The organism is Moorena producens 3L, assembly GCF_000211815.1.
In the GTDB taxonomy this organism is placed as follows: Bacteria; Cyanobacteriota; Cyanobacteriia; order Cyanobacteriales; family Coleofasciculaceae; genus Moorena; species Moorena producens.
This window is the reverse complement of record NZ_GL890948.1, coordinates 1-17,097: the sequence shown is the minus strand read 5'-3', so window position 1 is coordinate 17,097 and position 17,097 is coordinate 1. Positions and strand designations below refer to the sequence as shown.

Annotated in this window: 16 protein-coding genes and 1 pseudogene; 9 read left to right on the top strand and 8 right to left on the bottom strand. The window is 45.7% G+C overall.

The window, feature by feature from the left end:
* Nucleotides 1-11 precede the first annotated feature (11 nt).
* The 6 genes and pseudogenes from iscB to grpE form a co-directional block, all read right to left on the bottom strand.
* Nucleotides 12-1,308: pseudogene (gene iscB / locus LYNGBM3L_RS22790) on the bottom strand (RNA-guided endonuclease IscB).
* Between the two features lie 250 nt (nt 1,309-1,558).
* A complete protein-coding gene (gene rsgA, locus LYNGBM3L_RS22785; RefSeq protein ID WP_009149234.1) occupies nt 1,559-2,686 on the bottom strand; it encodes a small ribosomal subunit biogenesis GTPase RsgA in 1,128 nt (375 codons plus the stop codon).
* A complete protein-coding gene (locus tag LYNGBM3L_RS22780) occupies nt 2,679-2,954 on the bottom strand; it encodes a sulfurtransferase TusA family protein (RefSeq protein WP_009149233.1) in 276 nt (91 codons plus the stop codon). The genes rsgA and LYNGBM3L_RS22780 overlap by 8 nt, the downstream gene beginning before the upstream one ends.
* Nucleotides 2,951-4,075 (bottom strand): molecular chaperone DnaJ, encoded by a 1,125-nt coding sequence (gene dnaJ, locus LYNGBM3L_RS22775; protein ID WP_009149232.1) that lies wholly within the window; start codon nt 4,073-4,075, stop codon nt 2,951-2,953. The genes LYNGBM3L_RS22780 and dnaJ overlap by 4 nt, the downstream gene beginning before the upstream one ends.
* A 198-nt stretch (nt 4,076-4,273) precedes the next feature.
* On the bottom strand, nt 4,274-6,286 hold the full coding sequence (dnaK, locus tag LYNGBM3L_RS22770) for a molecular chaperone DnaK (protein WP_009149231.1): 2,013 nt from the start codon (nt 6,284-6,286) through the stop codon (nt 4,274-4,276).
* Nucleotides 6,287-6,434: 148 nt separating this feature from the next.
* Nucleotides 6,435-7,232, bottom strand: a complete 798-nt coding sequence (grpE, locus tag LYNGBM3L_RS22765) for a nucleotide exchange factor GrpE (RefSeq protein WP_009149230.1) — start codon at nt 7,230-7,232, stop codon at nt 6,435-6,437.
* 588 nt (nt 7,233-7,820) lie between these two features.
* On the opposite strand from grpE, the gene LYNGBM3L_RS22760 reads away from it, so the two are divergent.
* From LYNGBM3L_RS22760 to LYNGBM3L_RS48890, 5 genes are all read left to right on the top strand, one after another.
* Nucleotides 7,821-9,827 (top strand): GspE/PulE family protein, encoded by a 2,007-nt coding sequence (locus LYNGBM3L_RS22760; RefSeq protein ID WP_009149227.1) that lies wholly within the window; start codon nt 7,821-7,823, stop codon nt 9,825-9,827.
* A 98-nt stretch (nt 9,828-9,925) separates the two neighbouring features.
* Nucleotides 9,926-11,044, top strand: coding sequence for a type IV pilus twitching motility protein PilT (locus LYNGBM3L_RS22755; protein WP_009149225.1), 1,119 nt, complete (start codon nt 9,926-9,928; stop codon nt 11,042-11,044).
* 255 nt (nt 11,045-11,299) lie between these two features.
* Complete coding sequence (locus tag LYNGBM3L_RS22750) at nt 11,300-12,517, top strand: type II secretion system F family protein (protein WP_009149224.1); 1,218 nt, start codon at nt 11,300-11,302, stop codon at nt 12,515-12,517.
* A 4-nt stretch (nt 12,518-12,521) separates the two neighbouring features.
* The gene (locus tag LYNGBM3L_RS22745; protein ID WP_009149223.1) at nt 12,522-13,118 is read left to right on the top strand and encodes a hypothetical protein; all 597 of its coding nucleotides are present in this window, start codon (nt 12,522-12,524) and stop codon (nt 13,116-13,118) included.
* A 131-nt stretch (nt 13,119-13,249) separates the two neighbouring features.
* Entirely contained in the window at nt 13,250-13,372 is a 123-nt protein-coding gene (locus LYNGBM3L_RS48890) for a hypothetical protein (RefSeq protein WP_267872077.1), read from the top strand.
* A gap of 9 nt (nt 13,373-13,381) precedes the next feature.
* Here LYNGBM3L_RS48890 and bioU read toward each other — a convergent pair whose 3' ends face one another.
* Nucleotides 13,382-14,422, bottom strand: a complete 1,041-nt coding sequence (bioU, locus tag LYNGBM3L_RS22740; RefSeq protein ID WP_009149222.1) for a (S)-8-amino-7-oxononanoate synthase BioU — start codon at nt 14,420-14,422, stop codon at nt 13,382-13,384.
* An 85-nt stretch (nt 14,423-14,507) separates the two neighbouring features.
* Between bioU and LYNGBM3L_RS41530 the strand changes: the two genes are divergently transcribed.
* From LYNGBM3L_RS41530 to LYNGBM3L_RS22720, 4 genes are all read left to right on the top strand, one after another.
* Nucleotides 14,508-14,687: a hypothetical protein gene (locus LYNGBM3L_RS41530; RefSeq protein WP_154659884.1), complete on the top strand. Its 180-nt coding sequence runs from the start codon at nt 14,508-14,510 to the stop codon at nt 14,685-14,687.
* Nucleotides 14,688-15,066: 379 nt separating this feature from the next.
* Nucleotides 15,067-15,276 carry a DUF2997 domain-containing protein gene (locus tag LYNGBM3L_RS22730; protein ID WP_044494432.1) on the top strand — a complete coding sequence of 70 codons (210 nt, stop codon included), beginning with the start codon at nt 15,067-15,069 and terminating at the stop codon, nt 15,274-15,276.
* A gap of 39 nt (nt 15,277-15,315) precedes the next feature.
* Nucleotides 15,316-15,702 (top strand): DUF1257 domain-containing protein, encoded by a 387-nt coding sequence (locus LYNGBM3L_RS22725; protein WP_009149212.1) that lies wholly within the window; start codon nt 15,316-15,318, stop codon nt 15,700-15,702.
* The gene (locus tag LYNGBM3L_RS22720; protein ID WP_009149209.1) at nt 15,702-16,154 is read left to right on the top strand and encodes a ferredoxin; all 453 of its coding nucleotides are present in this window, start codon (nt 15,702-15,704) and stop codon (nt 16,152-16,154) included. The genes LYNGBM3L_RS22725 and LYNGBM3L_RS22720 overlap by 1 nt, the downstream gene beginning before the upstream one ends.
* Before the next feature lie 121 nt (nt 16,155-16,275).
* Here LYNGBM3L_RS22720 and LYNGBM3L_RS47750 read toward each other — a convergent pair.
* On the bottom strand, nt 16,276-17,097 hold an 822-nt coding region (locus LYNGBM3L_RS47750), incomplete at its 5' end, for a zinc ribbon domain-containing protein (protein ID WP_009149207.1).

Below are 17,097 nucleotides of genomic sequence, written 5' to 3'. Positions count from 1 at the left end.
GAGGACAGGATCTAAGTCGTATAAGCATAACCATCCTTCCTGTGAATAAATTGACAATATTTGTGACTGATGCCCTGCACCAATCCTGATTTAGTTGAGATATTGAAAAACCCTGATTTTCTGGTTGCGACCCGTCCTATATAGGTACCGATCTTTTTTCCTTTGGTTACTACAGCACGAACGATGTCGCCTGTTTGAAAGCCTTTGTGAAATTTGATTCTGGAGCAATGACGAGTGGGAAACCCATACTTATTGGTTCTACAGAGCTGACGAGTGCCATGTCCTTTGGCGGTTATTATCAAAGGATTGGTTACTTCGATAATCAATGTTTCGACTTTCCCGACATTTGCCGCATCCAACCAATGAGTTTTCGGAAGATTTTGACTACACCTATTGAATTTGGTTAATCCGCCACTACCTACTTCAACAGGTAGCCCTGTTGACTTGAGATCGTGGTACAACTTCCATCGGGTTGTATTGACAGAAGCCGCATCAGCCAGAGGGCGTTTAGCTTGACTTAGTATGCGTCTCAAGATACTAGGCTTTTTAGACAAGAAAAGTTCAATGTTTTGATTAGATTTAGCCTGGTTACATGGGTGACATGCAATCGCTAAATTAGAAACTCGATCGCGTAGCGTGGCCGAAAGGCCAATCAGAGCCACCTTTGGATAATGGCTTAATATGCTCAATTTCTAATTGAGTTCCTGTCGTCCCACAATAAGCACATTTACGATTCCATTTTTCAAGTAAATATTCTCGGAGTTCATAGCCATAAAGTGTTCCTTGTTGATACTCGATTCCAGATATTTCAGGATTTTGCAGTTTTTGAGTATCAAACCTGACTAATTCTTGAGAGATGCCGGTAATAGGGCACAATCGACTCAACCTTTCAACCCAAGTTAAAATGTTTTGAACTCTAGACATTAAGCTAGGAGCTAGCCAACCTTCTGGTCTGGTTCTATTAAGAAATCTGGGCTTGCGGTATCGAGTCTTACGATTCCGTCTACTGCGTCTTAACTGCCTGCGAGAGATCAAAGAATCTCGTATTTGAAAACCTCTATGGGTGAGTTCTGCTCCCCAAATTACTCGCTTTCCTTGAATAATAGCTAAACCGCTTGTTTTTGCTCCAGGGTCTATTTTGAGCTGGTGATTATGAGTTATTGGCTGTTTTATTTCCTCCGTCAAAATTATGGTAAATGGGTAACGACGATAGACCTTCGCTTTTCCTGACGAAAGTAAAATCCTAGCTCTTACAGGTTTACACGGATCTAAAGGTTGTCGGTTCTTGTTGAGTACAAAGACACGCATAATTGTGTTTACTCCTATTACTAGGGTTAAGTTAGCTTAGTCAATGTTATTCCTCGGTACTTTCCTAGTCGCACTGGCTTAACCCAAATACACCTGTTTAACGACCGGGTTCTAGAGCTGAAGACTAGCTACGCATCCTCAGGTAGGAACTTTAACACTTAGGAATAACGTAGTTCTTATAGAACTTAGACTGGTCAACTACGAGCTTTTAACAAGCTCCCGCTATAGTCCCATAGGACTTAGCGGTGAGTTATTGACTCATATCGTCATAGAGTTCATCTAGGTTCTGGTGCTGAGTACGGCGGGAGCGACGGCGGTATTTTTTTGTTTCTAGCTTAGGTTCGTATTGACGCCGACCAGAAGCTTTAATTTTTAACTTCATACTGGATTCGATATCAGCTTTTTGCTTCAAAGCCTCTTGTCGTGCGATCACTTCTGCTAAAAAATCCAGATAATGCTGGTACCGTTCCCAGTCTCCTCGCACAGCACAGTTTGGCTCATCCCGATGTAGGCAATTACTGAATTGACAGCGGTGTTGGGCTAAACGCTCTCTTGCTTCTGGAAAGTAATAGATTAAATCCTCAGGAGAACAAGTCAAGTCAGGCTGATTGAATCCGGGGGTATCTGCCAAAAAACCACCTTTAGGCAACTCAAATAATTCTACATGGCGAGTGGTGTGGCGTCCTCGACCCAGTTTACCAGTCACTGCTGCCACCCGGACCCTTGTTGCTGGAATCAGATAATTAATTAGACTCGATTTACCGACACCGGAAAGACCAGCCATAACGCTGATTGTCTGACTCAACAGGTCAGTCAGTTGTGCTAAACAAGTACCATTATGAACGCTGATCAAGACTGGCTGATAACCCCATGCTTCCAGACGCTGTTGCCAATCCTGCTGTTGCTGTTGTGTTACTAAATCAAGTTTATTCAGACACAAACATACCTTGAAACCAGTAGATTCTGCTTTCACCAAAAACCGACTCAGCTGATAAGCATCCAGGGTCGGTTCTTCCAGAGCAAAAACCACCAGAATTTGCTGAGCATTGGCGATTGGTGGGCGGTCGAGCTGGCTTGTCCGGGGCAGCACTTCCGCAATCACCCCTCGTCCACCAGCCCAGTCAGGTTCCTCTACTAGAACCCGGTCTCCCACCATGACTTGCTGGCCAATTTTTTTCAACCGGGCTCTACGGGTACATAAGAGGTTTGAAGGTTGTAGGTTATTTGCTTGAAGGTTATCTTCGTAACCTACAACCTCCAACTTGTCAACCTTCAACTGATCTAAACGCACCTGATAGAAATTTGCCTGAACCGCCAGCACGGTACCCAGCCAAGGGGTTGACAAGTTTGATGAATTAGTGTATTCTAATTCAATCATGAAGATGCTGGTGTGGACGACGCACCTTCAGAGCAAAATAGCGATCGCGTTCTTCAACGCCCTCTATCGGGTAACCCTCCATAGTCAGACTATCAGGAACCTGTTCAATGGGTTCTCCTGGGTCGAGCCACACTTCTAATAGGGCACCTGGAGCCATTTTCTCTAGATATAGTTTAGTGCGAACAAAGTTAATCGGGCAAGGGGTACCCCGCAGATCCAGCTGATCATCAGGTAATGAACTGATCTGGGAGGAGGCTAGTGTACTCATGAGCCAAACAACCCTCCCAAGAATCCTTCTATACCACCTTTACCAGTGCGCTCACCCTTAATTTTCGCTAGCTTCTCTAGCAATTCCCTTTCCTCAGCGGTAATTCGAGTGGGGATATCTACCAAAATCGTGATTAGGTGATCGCCCCGACTGACTGGGTTGCCCAATTTGGGGACACCGTGATTCTCTAAAGTTAATACAGTATTGGGTTGAGTACCGGGTGGAATAGTTAATTCCACTGGACCGTCTACTGTCTCTGCTTCGATAAGACAGCCTAAAATGGCTTGTAAATAGCTAATTTTCATTTCAGACAGAATGTTAATGCCATCCCGCTGAAACTGGCTGTCTTCGTTTACAAATAGATAAACGTATAGGTCTCCTGGTGGACCAGCACGTAATCCAGCATCCCCTTCTTTAGAAACCCGTAGCCTGGTGCCATTATCCACCCCTGCTGGAATGGTGATTTTCAGTTTTTTGGTTTCTTGTTTACGACCAGCACCACCACAGGCTTCACACTTATCCTCAATGATTTGACCTTCACCGTTACAGGTAGGACAGACTGAGACTTGGGTGAAACTACCAAAAGGGGTACGAGTAGCACGCCGTACTTGACCTGAACCGTTACACGTTGGGCAAGTGCGGGGTCGAGTTCCTGGCTTTGCCCCTGTGCCGTTACAGACTTTACAAGTTTCTAGGTGAGGAATGCGGATTTCCTTTTCACCACCGAATATAGCTTCCTTGAAAGCCAGCTTCAAGTCTAGTCGCAGGTCGTCACCACGCACCGGGCCACTACGCCGACGACCAGTTTGCTGACCCATACCACCAGCAAAGCCGCTGAAGAAGCTTTCAAAAATATCAGCAAAGCCCATATCCCCAAAATCTGAGTAGGCTGCTCCCGCACCTGAGGAAACACCAGCTTCCCCAAAACGGTCATATCTTGCTCGAGTTTCTGGTTCTGAGAGGACTTCGTAAGCCCGGTTAATTTCCTTAAAGCGCTCTTCAGCTCCTGGTTCTTTGTTAACATCTGGGTGGTACTTCCGTGCCAAGCGACGGTAAGCACGTTTAATTTCATCTTTGTCGGCATCACGAGAGACACCAAGCAGATCATAATAGTCAGCCATAGAGCGCTGATCGGTATTCCATTTACATAGTAGGGGCTATTGTTATTCCTCAGGTTATTGCTATCAAAGCACCATAAGCGCATTTCAGCATTACCTGCATCCTATATCATTGTCTATCAAAAAAATCAGCTGATTGCCACCTGCTTCTGTGACCATACTCTCGCGGTCGGCTTGAGCTAGTCAAAGCAGCGAATTAAATTATCTATCTGTTAGAGAGCTGTTGCCGTAATCAACTGCTTCGTAGTCAACATTCACCTCTAAGGTTTCATCCTCAAAATCAACCACAAATTCTCCTAGAGCATCCGGTTCTCTTTGGCTGGAGTCGTTGGAATTTGAATCTTGAACTGTTTCGTCAGAGGTGATAAATTCCGGGTCTGACCCAAAGCTGGCACTGGCGTAAATGATACCCCCAATTTCCAAGACAGTTTTCTGCAAAGTTTCAATAGCTTCTTTCACCTCCTCGACCTCAATTGAGGGGTCTGTCATTATGGTGTCTAGGTGCTGCTTTTGTTGATCTGCTTGCTCCTTTAATCCGTGAGCCTGAAGGTTAGCGCTAATCAATTCCCCATGGTCTTTGATGGTAGATTCATAGTTATATAGTAAGCTATCGGCTTGGTTTTTGAGTTGCACCAATTCCATGCGACGGCGGTCTTGGTCAGCATAGTCTTCTGCCTCACGGCGCATCCGTTCCACCTCCGCTGGACTTAATCCCCCCGTATTGGTAATCACAATACTTTGCTCTTTCCCAGTGCCTCGATCAGTGGCAGCGACTTTAAGAATGCCGTTGACATCGATTTCAAAGGTGACTTCAATTTGAGGGACACCACGGGGAGCTGGGGGAATACCAGTCAGCAGGAATTTTCCCAGGCTTTTGTTATCTCTAGCCATTGCCCGCTCCCCCTGCAATACGTGGATTTCTACGGAGGTTTGTCCATCGGTAGCGGTGGAAAATACCTGGGACTTACTGGTAGGAATAGTCGTGTTGCGCTCGATAATTTTGGTGAACACTTCCCCTAAGGTTTCTATACCCAGGGACAGGGGAGTAACATCCAGTAGCAGGACATCTTCGACTTCCCCACCCAAAACACCAGCCTGAATTGCTGCTCCCAATGCCACAGCTTCATCGGGGTTCACCGAACGATCGGTAGCCTTACCATTAAAAAACCTTTTAATAGCATCCTGCACCGCCGGGATACGGGTCGAACCCCCTACCAGCAAAATGCGGTCAATGTCCTCTGGCTTGAGGTCACTATCTTTGAGCGCCTGCTTTACCGGTTCTATAGTTGCGTTAATCAAGTCCCTGGATAGTTCTTCAAACTTAGCCCGGGACAACTCCATCTCTAAGTGTTTTGGTCCTGTTTCATCAGCAGTAATGAAGGGCAAGTTGATGGGGGTGGCTACCATGCTAGACAGTTCAATTTTTGCCTTTTCCGCCGCCTCTCGCAAACGCTGAAGAGCCATTTTGTCTTGGGTGAGATTGATGCCCTCTTTGGCTTTAAAGTTTTCCACCATCCAGCGGACAATCACGTTATCGAAGTCATCTCCCCCCAAGTGATTGTTACCAGACGTTGCCTTTACTTCAAAGACCCCATTACCCAGTTGCAGAACTGATACATCAAAGGTACCACCCCCCAAGTCAAACACCAATATAACTTGGTCTTGATCCAACTTATCTAAGCCATAGGCAAGAGCAGCAGCAGTGGGTTCATTTATAATGCGCAACACTTCCAATCCAGCAATGGTACCCCCATCCTTGGTGGCTTGTCGTTGCGCATCGGTAAAGTAGGCCGGAACTGTGATCACGGATTGAGTCACTGGTTCCCCAAGAAAGGTTTCAGCATCAGCCTTGAGCTTTTGTAAGATCATGGCCGATATTTCCTGAGGGGTGTACTCGCGATGCCGAATCTTTACATCTACCGTCTCATCACGACCCTTAACACAGGTATAGGGAACACGGGAACGCTCTGTAGCGGTTTCATCCCAACGACGTCCGATAAAGCGCTTGATACTGTAGACACTGTTTTCCGCATTGGTCACTGCTTGACGCTTGGCCAGTTGACCCACTAGGTGCTCCCCTGACTTGCCAAATCCCACAATACTCGGTGTGGTTCGCCCACCTTCCGAGCTGGAAATGACTATGGGTTTACCTCCTTCTAAGACAGCAACACAACTATTGGTTGTGCCTAGGTCGATGCCAATAACTTTTCCCATAGGGTTGCAGCTTAACGGTTAGTAAAGTTATTTTAGTTTGATTTTTTGTTGAGTTGCTCAAAATAATAGAACTTCCCTTGGTGCTACATCCCTTTTGGTAGGATGATCAGAGGCTGACACCAAAGGAAGGTTAACCAATCAATGGCAGCTAATTTTCCGCCTCAGCAGACTTCTGACCTTCCGAGGTTTCCTGTGGTTCTGCCGCAGCAGCTACTTTCACCATAGCGTGACGCAGCACCCGCTCCCCAAGTAAATAACCCCGCATTAGCTGTTCTATGACCACTCCTTCTGGATAGTCATCCGTTGGTTCTCGCATCACCGCTTCGTGGAGATTGGGGTCAAACTCTTGCCCTTCTGGTCGCATCGCAGCAACCCCAAGGCGCTTGAGACTGTCTACCAGCTGTTTATAAACACCTTGATAGCTTTTGTGAATCGACATTTCCCCATCATTTTGAGGCTTAATTTGGGTACGCGCCCGTTCAAAATTATCTACTACTGACAATAACTCAGTGATCGTGTTTCCTTTAACTTGATGTTCCAAGTCTTCTTTCTCTTTAGTTGACCGTTTGCGGAAGTTCTCAAAATCTGCCGCAATCCGGATGTATTGAGATTTAAAGGAGTCACATTGCTGAGTTCGCTCTTCTAGTTGAGCTTTCAGGGCTTGATTTTCCTGCTTGATTGTTTCTAGAATCTTGGCATCGTCCTCGGTAGGTGATTCATCGGTAGTAGCTGTTGCAGCTACATCGGTCTGGGCTTCTTGGTCGTTGAGCCCTGACTCAGATGCTTCAGCAGCAGGGGATTCAGTTGGTTGTGCTGCTTCAGGGTTGACATCTGAGTCAGATGCTACGGCTACCGCTTCCGCCTCATGATTGTCTTCGAGTACCGTGGTGGACTCTTCGTTTGTCTGCTGCGAAGTGTTATCTGACTGTTTTGCTTCGTCAATCATGCTCCACTCATCCCAATTCAATAAAGTGCTAGTTTATCTATAATTTCTTACTAGCCAACCAATTTTCCAGCAAATTTTGTAAACTAACCACGTTCAGTCTAACGACTATAGCATTGGTTTCTAACCTGATTGAGAGTTACTCCGACCGTAAACTTACCTCAACTGTGTGGTCTTCCACACCTCCGTCAGCAAGAATGCTGCTGTTGGAAGTGTAGCCGATCAGATCCTTATGGCCTGTACCCTTACCACTGTCCTTGATGGCGCTACTTCCGTTGGCTGGTCTTGTTGCATACTTTGGCTGGTCTTGTTGCATAGTTGAATGTTGTGGCTAAATCAGTCATTAATCAAAATCTAGCATCTGAGATTGTGAACCACCTTGATGGATTAGGGGTTGATAATAATTATACAGCCAATGACTTGACTGAGTTTTTATTATGATGTATAATGCAATATTTAACTGCGACAAATTATTCTAGTCCGTCAATCTAACTAAAAGGTAAAAATAACCAGAGTGGCAGCCACTCCTATGTTAGTTAACATAAGGCTTTTGGGAATACTGTGTAAAGTAAGGAGAGCTCCTATTCCGTCATGACTTACTCCTCATCTCAACGACGCGCCCTAGTAGTCCGTAACGATTTTTCTCCATTTGGCAATAAACTGATTCAGGCTGGTTACGTTAATGCTGACCAGATGCAGCAAGCAATGCTGGAAACTCGCAAGTCCGGAAGACCACTGACGGAAGTCGTCGAAGCAATGACCGGACGTCAGTTACCACCGGACTTGATCCGTCAATACAAGAAGCAGCAGTTGTTTGAACTAAAAGTTCTTTTTGGTGTTGAGTCTCTAGATCCGGAAATTAGTGATATTTCCACTCAGCAAGTCGGTGGCTTGATCGAAACCCTGATTCCCATTGATATTTGCCGTCGCTATCACCTGCTCCCCATATCTAAGCATGAAACTGAGCCGCCATCGGTTTTGGTGGCAATGGTTTCTCCTGATGATCTAGAAGCCCAGGATGATTTGAATCGGATTCTACGACCTCAGGGAATCAAGTTGCAACGGATGGTCATCACTAAGGAAGACTATCAGCAAATCATTAGTCAGTATCTTGACGATCAGTTGGCACGGCAAAAGCAACTAGATCAACAAAAATCCGTAGATGTAAAGGAGGATTTAGAGAATTTAGGCTCATTCGATACTTTACAGGATGCCCCAGAGGAAGCGGAAGCAGACCTAGATTCTTCTTTGAATGAGGCAGGTGGGGCTCCGATCATCAACTTGGTTAACAAAATCCTGGCTAAGGCTTTACAAGAAGGGGTTTCTGACATTCACATCGAACCCCAAGAGGAGCAGTTGCGGGTGCGCTATCGCAAAGATGGGGTACTGCGTCAAGCCTTTGATGCCTTACCACAGCGAATACATACAGCGGTGGCGGCTCGTTTCAAAATCATGGCAGATCTCGACATTGCGGAAAGACGCTTACCCCAAGACGGTAAAATTCGGCGTATGTTCCAGGGGCGAAAAGTTGACTTTAGGGTCAATACCTTGCCCAGTCGTTATGGGGAAAAGGTGGTTCTGCGGATCCTAGATAACGAATCCACCCAGTTGGGGTTGGATAAGTTGATCACAGACCCAGACACCTTAGAATTGGTCAGGGAAATGGCTAAGCGTCCCTTTGGATTAATCTTGGTGACGGGTCCAACGGGATCGGGGAAATCAACCACCTTGTATTCAATTCTGGCAGAACGTAATGACCCTGGGGTGAATATCAGTACTGCAGAAGACCCGATTGAGTATTCGTTACCTGGGATTACCCAAGTGCAAGTTATCCGGGAAAAAGGCATGGATTTTGCCTCAATTCTACGAGCCTTTCTGCGCCAAGACCCGGACGTGATTCTGGTGGGTGAGACCCGAGACAAAGAAACAGCCAAAACGGCGATTGAAGCAGCTTTGACTGGTCACTTAGTCTTGACTACTCTACACACTAATGATGCGGCTGGTGCGATCGCTCGTTTAGATGAAATGGGTGTTGAACCCTTCATGGTTTCCGGTGCCTTGCTGGGAGTGTTGGCTCAACGATTGATGCGGCGTGTTTGTTCCAATTGCCGCATTTCTTACCAACCAAGTTCGGCAGAACTAGCGCGCTATGGTCTGTCCGCCTCTAGGGATGGGGAGATTACCATCTATCGCGCCAATACCCTGACACCAGAGCAAATCGTTGAAGCTAGGGCACTTGGTACACTGTGTCAAACCTGTAATGGTATTGGTTACAAAGGAAGGGTTGGTGTTTATGAAGTTATGCGCGTCTCTGAGAACCTGCAAGCCTTAATCAACCAAGGTGCCCCCACGGAAAGGATTAAGGAAGCTGCTGTAGAGGAAGGGATGATCACCATATTAGCCTATAGCTTGAATTTGGTACAGGAAGGTTACACCACCTTTGAAGAAGTCGAACGAGTAACCTTTACTGATTCCGGCTTAGAGACAGAAATTAAAGCTAAACGCAAGAGTTCTCTGACCTGTGGCACTTGCTCAGCTCAATTACAGGCGGAGTGGCTAGACTGTCCTTACTGTATGACACCCCGTTTTCAAAATTAATTTAGTTATTAGTCCATTGTTAATGAACAATTGGCTATTTTATTTTGAGTAATGACTAATCACTAACGACTACTGACGTTTTTAAGGCAGAGAAGATTATGGAACTGATGATTGAAGACTTGATGGAGCAGATGATTGAGATGGGGGGGTCAGATATGCACATCCAAGCGGGTGCGCCAGTCTACTTCCGCGTCAGTGGTAAACTCCAACCCATTGATGACGAATCCCTGAACCCTCAAGCCTGTCAGCGATTGATTTTCAGTATGCTTAACAATTCACAGCGTAAGGAATTGGAGCAAAACTGGGAACTTGATTGTTCCTATGGTGTCAAGGGGTTGGCTCGCTTCCGTGTCAATGTTTACAAAGAACGGGGTTGCTATGCGGCTTGCTTGAGGGCGTTGTCTTCCAAGATTCCTAACTTTGACAAATTGGGTTTACCGGATGTGGTGCGCTCGATGAGTGAACGACCAAGGGGAATGGTATTGGTCACCGGACCCACGGGTTCTGGGAAAACCACTACCCTAGCAGCCATGATTGACTTAATTAACCGCACTCGGGCAGAACATATTCTGACAGTGGAAGACCCGATAGAATATGTGTTTCCTAACATCAAGAGCTTGATTCACCAACGTCAAAAAGGTGAAGATACCAAGAGCTTTGCCAATGCCCTGAAGGGGGCACTGCGGGAAGACCCGGATGTGATTTTGGTGGGTGAAATGCGGGATATGGAAACAATTGCTCTTGCTATTTCCGCAGCTGAAACCGGTCACTTGGTATTTGCAACGCTACACACTAACTCAGCTGCTCAAACTGTAGACAGGATCATTGATGTGTTCCCATCTGGACAGCAAGCTCAAATCCGAGCTCAGCTGTCTAACTCTTTGATTGCAGTCTTTAGTCAATGTCTAGTACCGAAGAAAAACCCTAAACCCGGTGAGTTTGGTCGGACGATGGCTCAGGAAATCATGGTAGTGACACCTGCTATTTCTAACCTGATCCGGGAAGGAAAAACGTCTCAAGTGTACTCTGCTATCCAAACCGGTATGAAATTGGGAATGCAGACCCTGGAACAAGCTTTAGCTTATCAGGTGAAATCTGGCTTGATCTCTTTGGAAGCAGCAGTTGGCAAAAGTTCTAAACCAGACGAATTGCAACGTATCCTTGCTGGTTCTGGAGGGATGAATGCTAAGGGCGCTAGAGCAAAGGCAACCCGCTAGTCGTAAGCTATCAGCTATCAGCGTGTCGCGTATCAGCGTGTCGCGTATCAGCATAGGCTTTGATCGGCTTTTCCCCAGACTTTCAATTCTCTAAAATCTCTTAATATTAAATTATCCCAATCGATGTTTATTTTAAGCTGACGGCTGAGGGCTGTTCGCGAAGCGTGGCCAACGGCCAACGGCTTACCGCTAGTCTAGAGAAAGCAGGGACTGGATCGATAAAATTTGCGATTAGACTTAATCTAGAAAAAAGCCATGCCTACTTTTATTGCTCAAGTTCGGGACAAATCAGGCAAATCCAAAAAACAAAAAATTGAAGCTGCTACTCCTGAACAAGCCCGCAGCATCCTAGAAAATCGGTATTCTGCTGTTGGCAGCGTCAAGAAAAGCTTAGATGTTAGCTTTAGCCTCTCAGACCTTTCCGAAAAATTTACCAATGTCACGATCAAAGACAAAGCGGTCTTTTCTCGTCAGTTTGCCGCTATGGTTAATGCTGGTGTGGCTATCGTCCGCTGTCTTGGGGTATTAGGGGAACAGTGTTCTAATCCTAAGCTGAAAAAGGCTTTGATGAACATCAGTGCTGAGGTACAACAAGGAACTAATCTATCGGATGCTATGCGTAAGCATCCAGATTGTTTTGATAATCTTTACGTGAGTATGGTTCAAGCTGGGGAGGTTGGGGGTGTCCTTGATGAAGTGCTCAACCGATTAGCTAAGCTGCTGGAAGATATGAATCGGCTGCAAAACCAAATCAAATCAGCTATGGCTTACCCTAGTGTGGTAGGATTCTTAGCTCTACTGGTTTTTCTGGCAATGACGATGTTTCTGATCCCAATCTTTGCTGGGATATTTCAAGATTTAGGAACGGAATTGCCAGCTTTAACTAAGTTTATGTTATGGTTGAGCGGCATCCTCAGAAGTTGGAAAGTATTGATTCCCATTGCTGTTATAATTGTATTAGTTACAGCTTTTAAATATTACTATAAAACCCCCATGGGTAAGTTACAGATTGATGCATTGCAGTTGAAAATACCTCTGTTTGGTGAGTTGAATGAAAAAGGCTCTGTAGCTCGCTTTTGCCGAGTGTTTGGCTCCTTAACTCGTTCGGGAGTACCGATCCTGAATTCCTTAGATATTGTAAGAGATACAGCGGGTAACCAGGTAATTTCTAATGCTATTAACTCAGCTAAAAATGAGATTCAACAGGGTGGGATGATTAGCCTGGCTTTACAACGAGAAAACATTTTTCCTCCTTTAGCAATTCAAATGATTAGTATTGGAGAAGAGACGGGTGAGTTGGATTCTATGGTGATGAAAGTTGCTGACTTCTATGAAGATGAAGTGGAGCAAGCGGTTAAAGCACTAACTAGTATCTTGGAACCAATTATGATTGTGGTTTTGGGAGGCATGGTTGGTGTGATCTTGATATCTATGTATCTACCAATGTTTAAAGTGTTTGAAACTATGGGCTAATTCGATGCCTGTTCACAAATCTGATTACGAAGCTTGGCTAGCAGAGTATAGTAACCATGATGGTGCGATCGCACTCCTTAAATCCTATCGACCTTACCTGGAAATGATTCCTAGTATGCGCCGACCTAATGAGTGTGTGATCACCATTCCCTTGCCAGTGGTGAGAATTCGTCACTCGCCATCCTCCTTAGGGCATAAAAGCGTTAGCCATGGCACGATCACCGAAGCCGTAGGTTTACCCTGTGATCTAGCTATGGTAATGTGTGATCCCGAATGGAAAGTCAAGATGGAGATCGAGATTGTTCTATTTATCCATCGCCCCCATGAAGACTTTTCTGATTTGCTCAGTCGCTGGCGTCATACCCAAGTGTTACTAGACAAAGACTATGAATGGCTAATGCCTCCTGGCTATCAACACATTCTCAGTGATGGCGTAAACCGTATCTATCCCCTGTTTGTGGTGTTCCCAGAGACACCCCAACGGATTCAGCGAGGCTTACTAGGGGCTAGTCTACCATTTGTGCTGCAAACGACCGATGCTATTAGTCTGGAACAGGAGGAAACATCAGACAGCTGCTCCAGCAAAAGTCCACCAGCTTAGTTTAATAATTTGGGGAGATAGGGAGGTGGGGAGTTTGGGAGATGGGGAGATATTTATTAAGGGTAATTATCAGGAAATTATTTTATTATAGCGTTTTTTAGAGCTATAGACAGAAGAGGGCTCGCCCAAAGGTGGTGCGTTACGGGGCGGACTATCCCAACCCGGGCGAAGAAGCGGAAAATCATGGCAAGTCCGCCCCTAACGCACCCTACGCACTGTTCCCTACTCCCTACTCCCTACTCCCTACTCCCTAAAACCAATGACTATTTCACAAACTGGGGCATGACTTCAGCAGCAGTCAATAGACCATAAATCCCCTTGTGATGTAGGGAAACTCCTGCTTTTAGATAACCAAAGGCGGGACCACAGACATTAGCAGCCATGCTGGTTTCATCACCAAGGGTAAAGGTGTGAGTGGAAATTTTACCCTCAAAGGTGCGACCTGTGATTTGGACATTGGTACTGAGGGGTTTTTTAGGATTGCGGGTATCAACAACACCACCAACAGAAACGCGATCGCGTGAGCAAATCCCTGCTAGTTCCAGCATCACATCATCAGCATGTTCCATATTCTCTAGGCTGATGATGCCATCGGTTTGATCTAATAAGGCTTCGACCTCAGCATCACTCATGGCTTTGGCTCGTTCTACATCGTAACCAGGAAGGTGAGCAATATCTTCTCGAATTGTTGCTCGATAGGCTTCCCAGTTAGCAATCCCTACCCCAAAGGTAATGTTGACACTGTGAATCTCGGCATAGCTTTGAGATGCGATCGCAGCAGCAGCGGTCAATAGTCCTGGAGTAGCACCGCAGCCAGTCATATAGGTAATTCCAGCTGCTTGCAATTCATCTTGCAGTTGCAACAGTTGTTCTACAGCACTAGTGCGCTTGAGAGCATCTACTAAAACTCCCTGCCAACCCGATTGAATAAATTGCTTAACCACCGATGCCATAAAGGTATTGGGTAAATTTGGCAGTGCTAGGAAATATCCATCTACTGTCGCGTTTTGGATTAACTCTTCGATACTCTTGCTACTTAAGGTGCCACCTGGTTCTACATAACCCAAGGAACCTTGGGATTGGTAGGTCTGGATACAACGCTCAGGGTTTAACCCAGCTGCGTCATAAACATAACCTTTCCGGTCAGCTGCTGCGACCCAAAGCATTTCTCCCTTAGGAGCTAACACTCTGGTAGCGGCTTGACCTAATCCCCCAAAGCCTAAAACCCCTACTCGTATTCGCTCTAATCCATTGGGATTAGCGGTTTTGGGGTTATTTACACCTCTGACTTGCGTTTCACTCATAACGGTTATTAAACTATCTCGCTGAACTTTAATAATTCATACTTCATACTTCATACTTTGCCCAGTCCCCTAGATTCTCTACATTTTGTTAATATCAGCCGTCAGCCGTCAGCCGTCAGCCGTCAGCCGTCAGCCGTCAGCCGTCAGCCGTCAGCCGTCAGCCGTCAGCCGTTGGCCTTTGGCCACGCTACGCGAACAGATGTCAGATATAGGCCAAGGCTTTTGGCTGAGAGCTGATAGCTCAGAGCTGATACCTGATACCTGAGAGCTGAGAGCTGAGAGCTGATCGCTGATAGCTGATACCTGATAGCTGAGAGCTGATCGCTGATAGCTGATACCTGAGAGCTGATAGCTGAGAGCTGATAGCTTACTTGTTAACAAACCATTTTTGGGTTATCCCACCCCTTGACTGATAGCAAAAGTTACGAGAAACTAACAAAATATTAAAGTAAACACTCGATTTACTATAAACTTATGTTAATGTTGTTTGCGCCATGATCTGAATTATTATCATTTGATTAGTAACCAGCTATAGCACTGGTCAGTGATCAGTGATATCAATCCAGGATTTAGATACTCCTGGACTGGTGCAACAACCGGTGCCACAACCTGCAACTAGGGATAAACCGAGCACTAAGGCGACTATGGAAACATTAGAGTTTGTAATTTATCCAGATGGTCGAGTCCAGGAAAAAGTCACTGGGATCATCGGAGCCTCTTGCGCAGAGGTAACAGCTGCTATTGAAGCTCAGCTAGGACAAGTCGTATCTGTTGAGAAAACATCAGATTACTTCGACCAAAAGCTTGAACTGTCGGCAACAGCCACAACTCAAGCTACCGTTAGCCATTGGTAAATTTGTGTTCCAGTTAGTAAATTCGTTTTATTACCAAAAATGTCTCATTTCAGCACTATCAAAACCCAAATCCGTAACCGTTCATCCTTAGAAACTGCTTTAAATGACTTAGGGATTGATTGGGAATCTGGTCCTAGCCCTGTGCGCGGTTATCAAGGTCAAACTCGCACTGCTGAAGTAGTGATTGAGCAAGAGAATGACTACGACATCGGTTTTAGTTGGAATGGTAACGCTTACGAACTAGTTGCTGATTTTCAGTATTGGCAACAGCCTTGGTCTGTAGATGGTTTCCTACAACGGGTAACCCAGCGTTACGCTTACAACACAGTAATTAAGGAAACTGCTAAGCAAGGCTTTGAGGTTGCTGAGCAACAAGATAATAAAGATGGTTCAATTCGTTTAGTTGTACAACGCTGGAGCGCGTAATGTCTGAGTTCTCACCGACGCCAGAGTCAGAGCGTTCGGGTTTGGAACCAGAGTTAGGGGGTGTCTTTCGAGATGCTCCAGAGCGTTCTGGTTTTGAGCCAGAGCTAGGGGGTATTCTGCGACAAAAAGGTGTTTACGTTGATGAAATTACCTGCATTGGCTGTAAACACTGCGCCCACGTCGCTCGAAATACGTTTTATATGGAAGCCGACTACGGTAGATCCCGGGTTTTTCGGCAAGATGGGGACCCAGAAGAGGTGATACAAGAAGCGATAGACACTTGTCCAGTAGATTGTATCCACTGGGTTGATTACACTAAGCTTAAAAATCTAGAAGACGAGCGACAATATCAGGTAATTCCTAGAGCAGGATTGCCCATTGACCGCAGTATTGTTGCTGCCAAAATTAAGGAGAGGAAGCTGGCAAGGAAGCGTAGGAAAAAACGAACCTAGGGATACTCTTAAACCGTAATTAATCGGGATAATCCCGGATAAGACGGTCAAGGTGCATTTTATTGTGGTCTAAGTGAGGGGTGGTCATCGGCAATTGGAGTTAAGCCTGCCACCCATCTATTTAGACGTTCCTGGCATCCCGACCAGGAGTTCCTTGAAAGCCCGAGCAAAGCTCATGTTTACAATCAAGCCATCCAAGCTCAATTGCATCAAGCAAACTCAGTCCCATCCCTTCCAAGAAACGCGCGGTACGGCGCAATAATACTGCCTGCACCTCGGTTTTATTCATGTACCGGGTAATGTCCTTGTCCGTACCTCTATCAAGGACGTTTTTGGCAGCATTATAGTCAGCCTGCAACACGACCCCATCAAATCCGGTAAAATTGTCCCCAGTCCTTTTCCCGAGAAGGGTTCCATTTCTGGAGTCAACTTGCGACGTGTAACTAGGTTGAACTTCTGTAACAACCGACCCAGTCCAATTAGCCCACTTCTGTAAGGAGTCCCGCATTTGACCCTTCATCCAACTATTAAGCTTACGGGACATGGCCTTGGACTGACGTTTATTTTTTATTGGTTGTGTTAAATCTTCCGCAAAAACTTTCAACGATTCACCATTAAAAAGAGATTTAGAAGCGGCTCCTATAATGGCTTTAAGTTCCGATTGATTTTGTCTGTAGCGTTTATTTTCTGTCTTTCGACTAAGATTGTTTTTCAGTATTCGAGCAGATCTAGATGGATTTAGTTCCTCTAGCTTTCTATGAAGTGCCCATAGTTTCCCTCTATTGCGATTCTTGGCACATATTCTATCTGATTTCTTGGTAGTTTCTTTCCCTAGTCCCTTCCCATGGGCGTGACCATCCGAATCATAGAAAGCTTCGGTGTATCCCTTGTCTACTCCTACACTCTTGAGTTCAGATGGTATTTCTACGGTTCCATGGTCTAC

What these genes read in the sequence shown, in the direction of transcription:
- LYNGBM3L_RS22760 (WP_009149227.1), top strand. Translation starts at nt 7,821, where the DNA reads ATGACTTACTCCTCATCTCAACGACGCGCCCTAGTAGTCCGTAACGAT.
- dnaJ (WP_009149232.1), bottom strand. Translation starts at nt 4,075, where the DNA reads ATGGCTGACTATTATGATCTGCTTGGTGTCTCTCGTGATGCCGACAAA.
- grpE (WP_009149230.1), bottom strand. Translation starts at nt 7,232, where the DNA reads ATGATTGACGAAGCAAAACAGTCAGATAACACTTCGCAGCAGACAAAC.
- LYNGBM3L_RS22755 (WP_009149225.1), top strand. Translation starts at nt 9,926, where the DNA reads ATGGAACTGATGATTGAAGACTTGATGGAGCAGATGATTGAGATGGGG.
- LYNGBM3L_RS22725 (WP_009149212.1), top strand. Translation starts at nt 15,316, where the DNA reads ATGTCTCATTTCAGCACTATCAAAACCCAAATCCGTAACCGTTCATCC.
- LYNGBM3L_RS22750 (WP_009149224.1), top strand. Translation starts at nt 11,300, where the DNA reads ATGCCTACTTTTATTGCTCAAGTTCGGGACAAATCAGGCAAATCCAAA.
- bioU (WP_009149222.1), bottom strand. Translation starts at nt 14,422, where the DNA reads ATGAGTGAAACGCAAGTCAGAGGTGTAAATAACCCCAAAACCGCTAAT.
- LYNGBM3L_RS22780 (WP_009149233.1), bottom strand. Translation starts at nt 2,954, where the DNA reads ATGAGTACACTAGCCTCCTCCCAGATCAGTTCATTACCTGATGATCAG.
- rsgA (WP_009149234.1), bottom strand. Translation starts at nt 2,686, where the DNA reads ATGATTGAATTAGAATACACTAATTCATCAAACTTGTCAACCCCTTGG.
- LYNGBM3L_RS22730 (WP_044494432.1), top strand. Translation starts at nt 15,067, where the DNA reads ATGGAAACATTAGAGTTTGTAATTTATCCAGATGGTCGAGTCCAGGAA.
- LYNGBM3L_RS22745 (WP_009149223.1), top strand. Translation starts at nt 12,522, where the DNA reads ATGCCTGTTCACAAATCTGATTACGAAGCTTGGCTAGCAGAGTATAGT.
- dnaK (WP_009149231.1), bottom strand. Translation starts at nt 6,286, where the DNA reads ATGGGAAAAGTTATTGGCATCGACCTAGGCACAACCAATAGTTGTGTT.
- LYNGBM3L_RS22720 (WP_009149209.1), top strand. Translation starts at nt 15,702, where the DNA reads ATGTCTGAGTTCTCACCGACGCCAGAGTCAGAGCGTTCGGGTTTGGAA.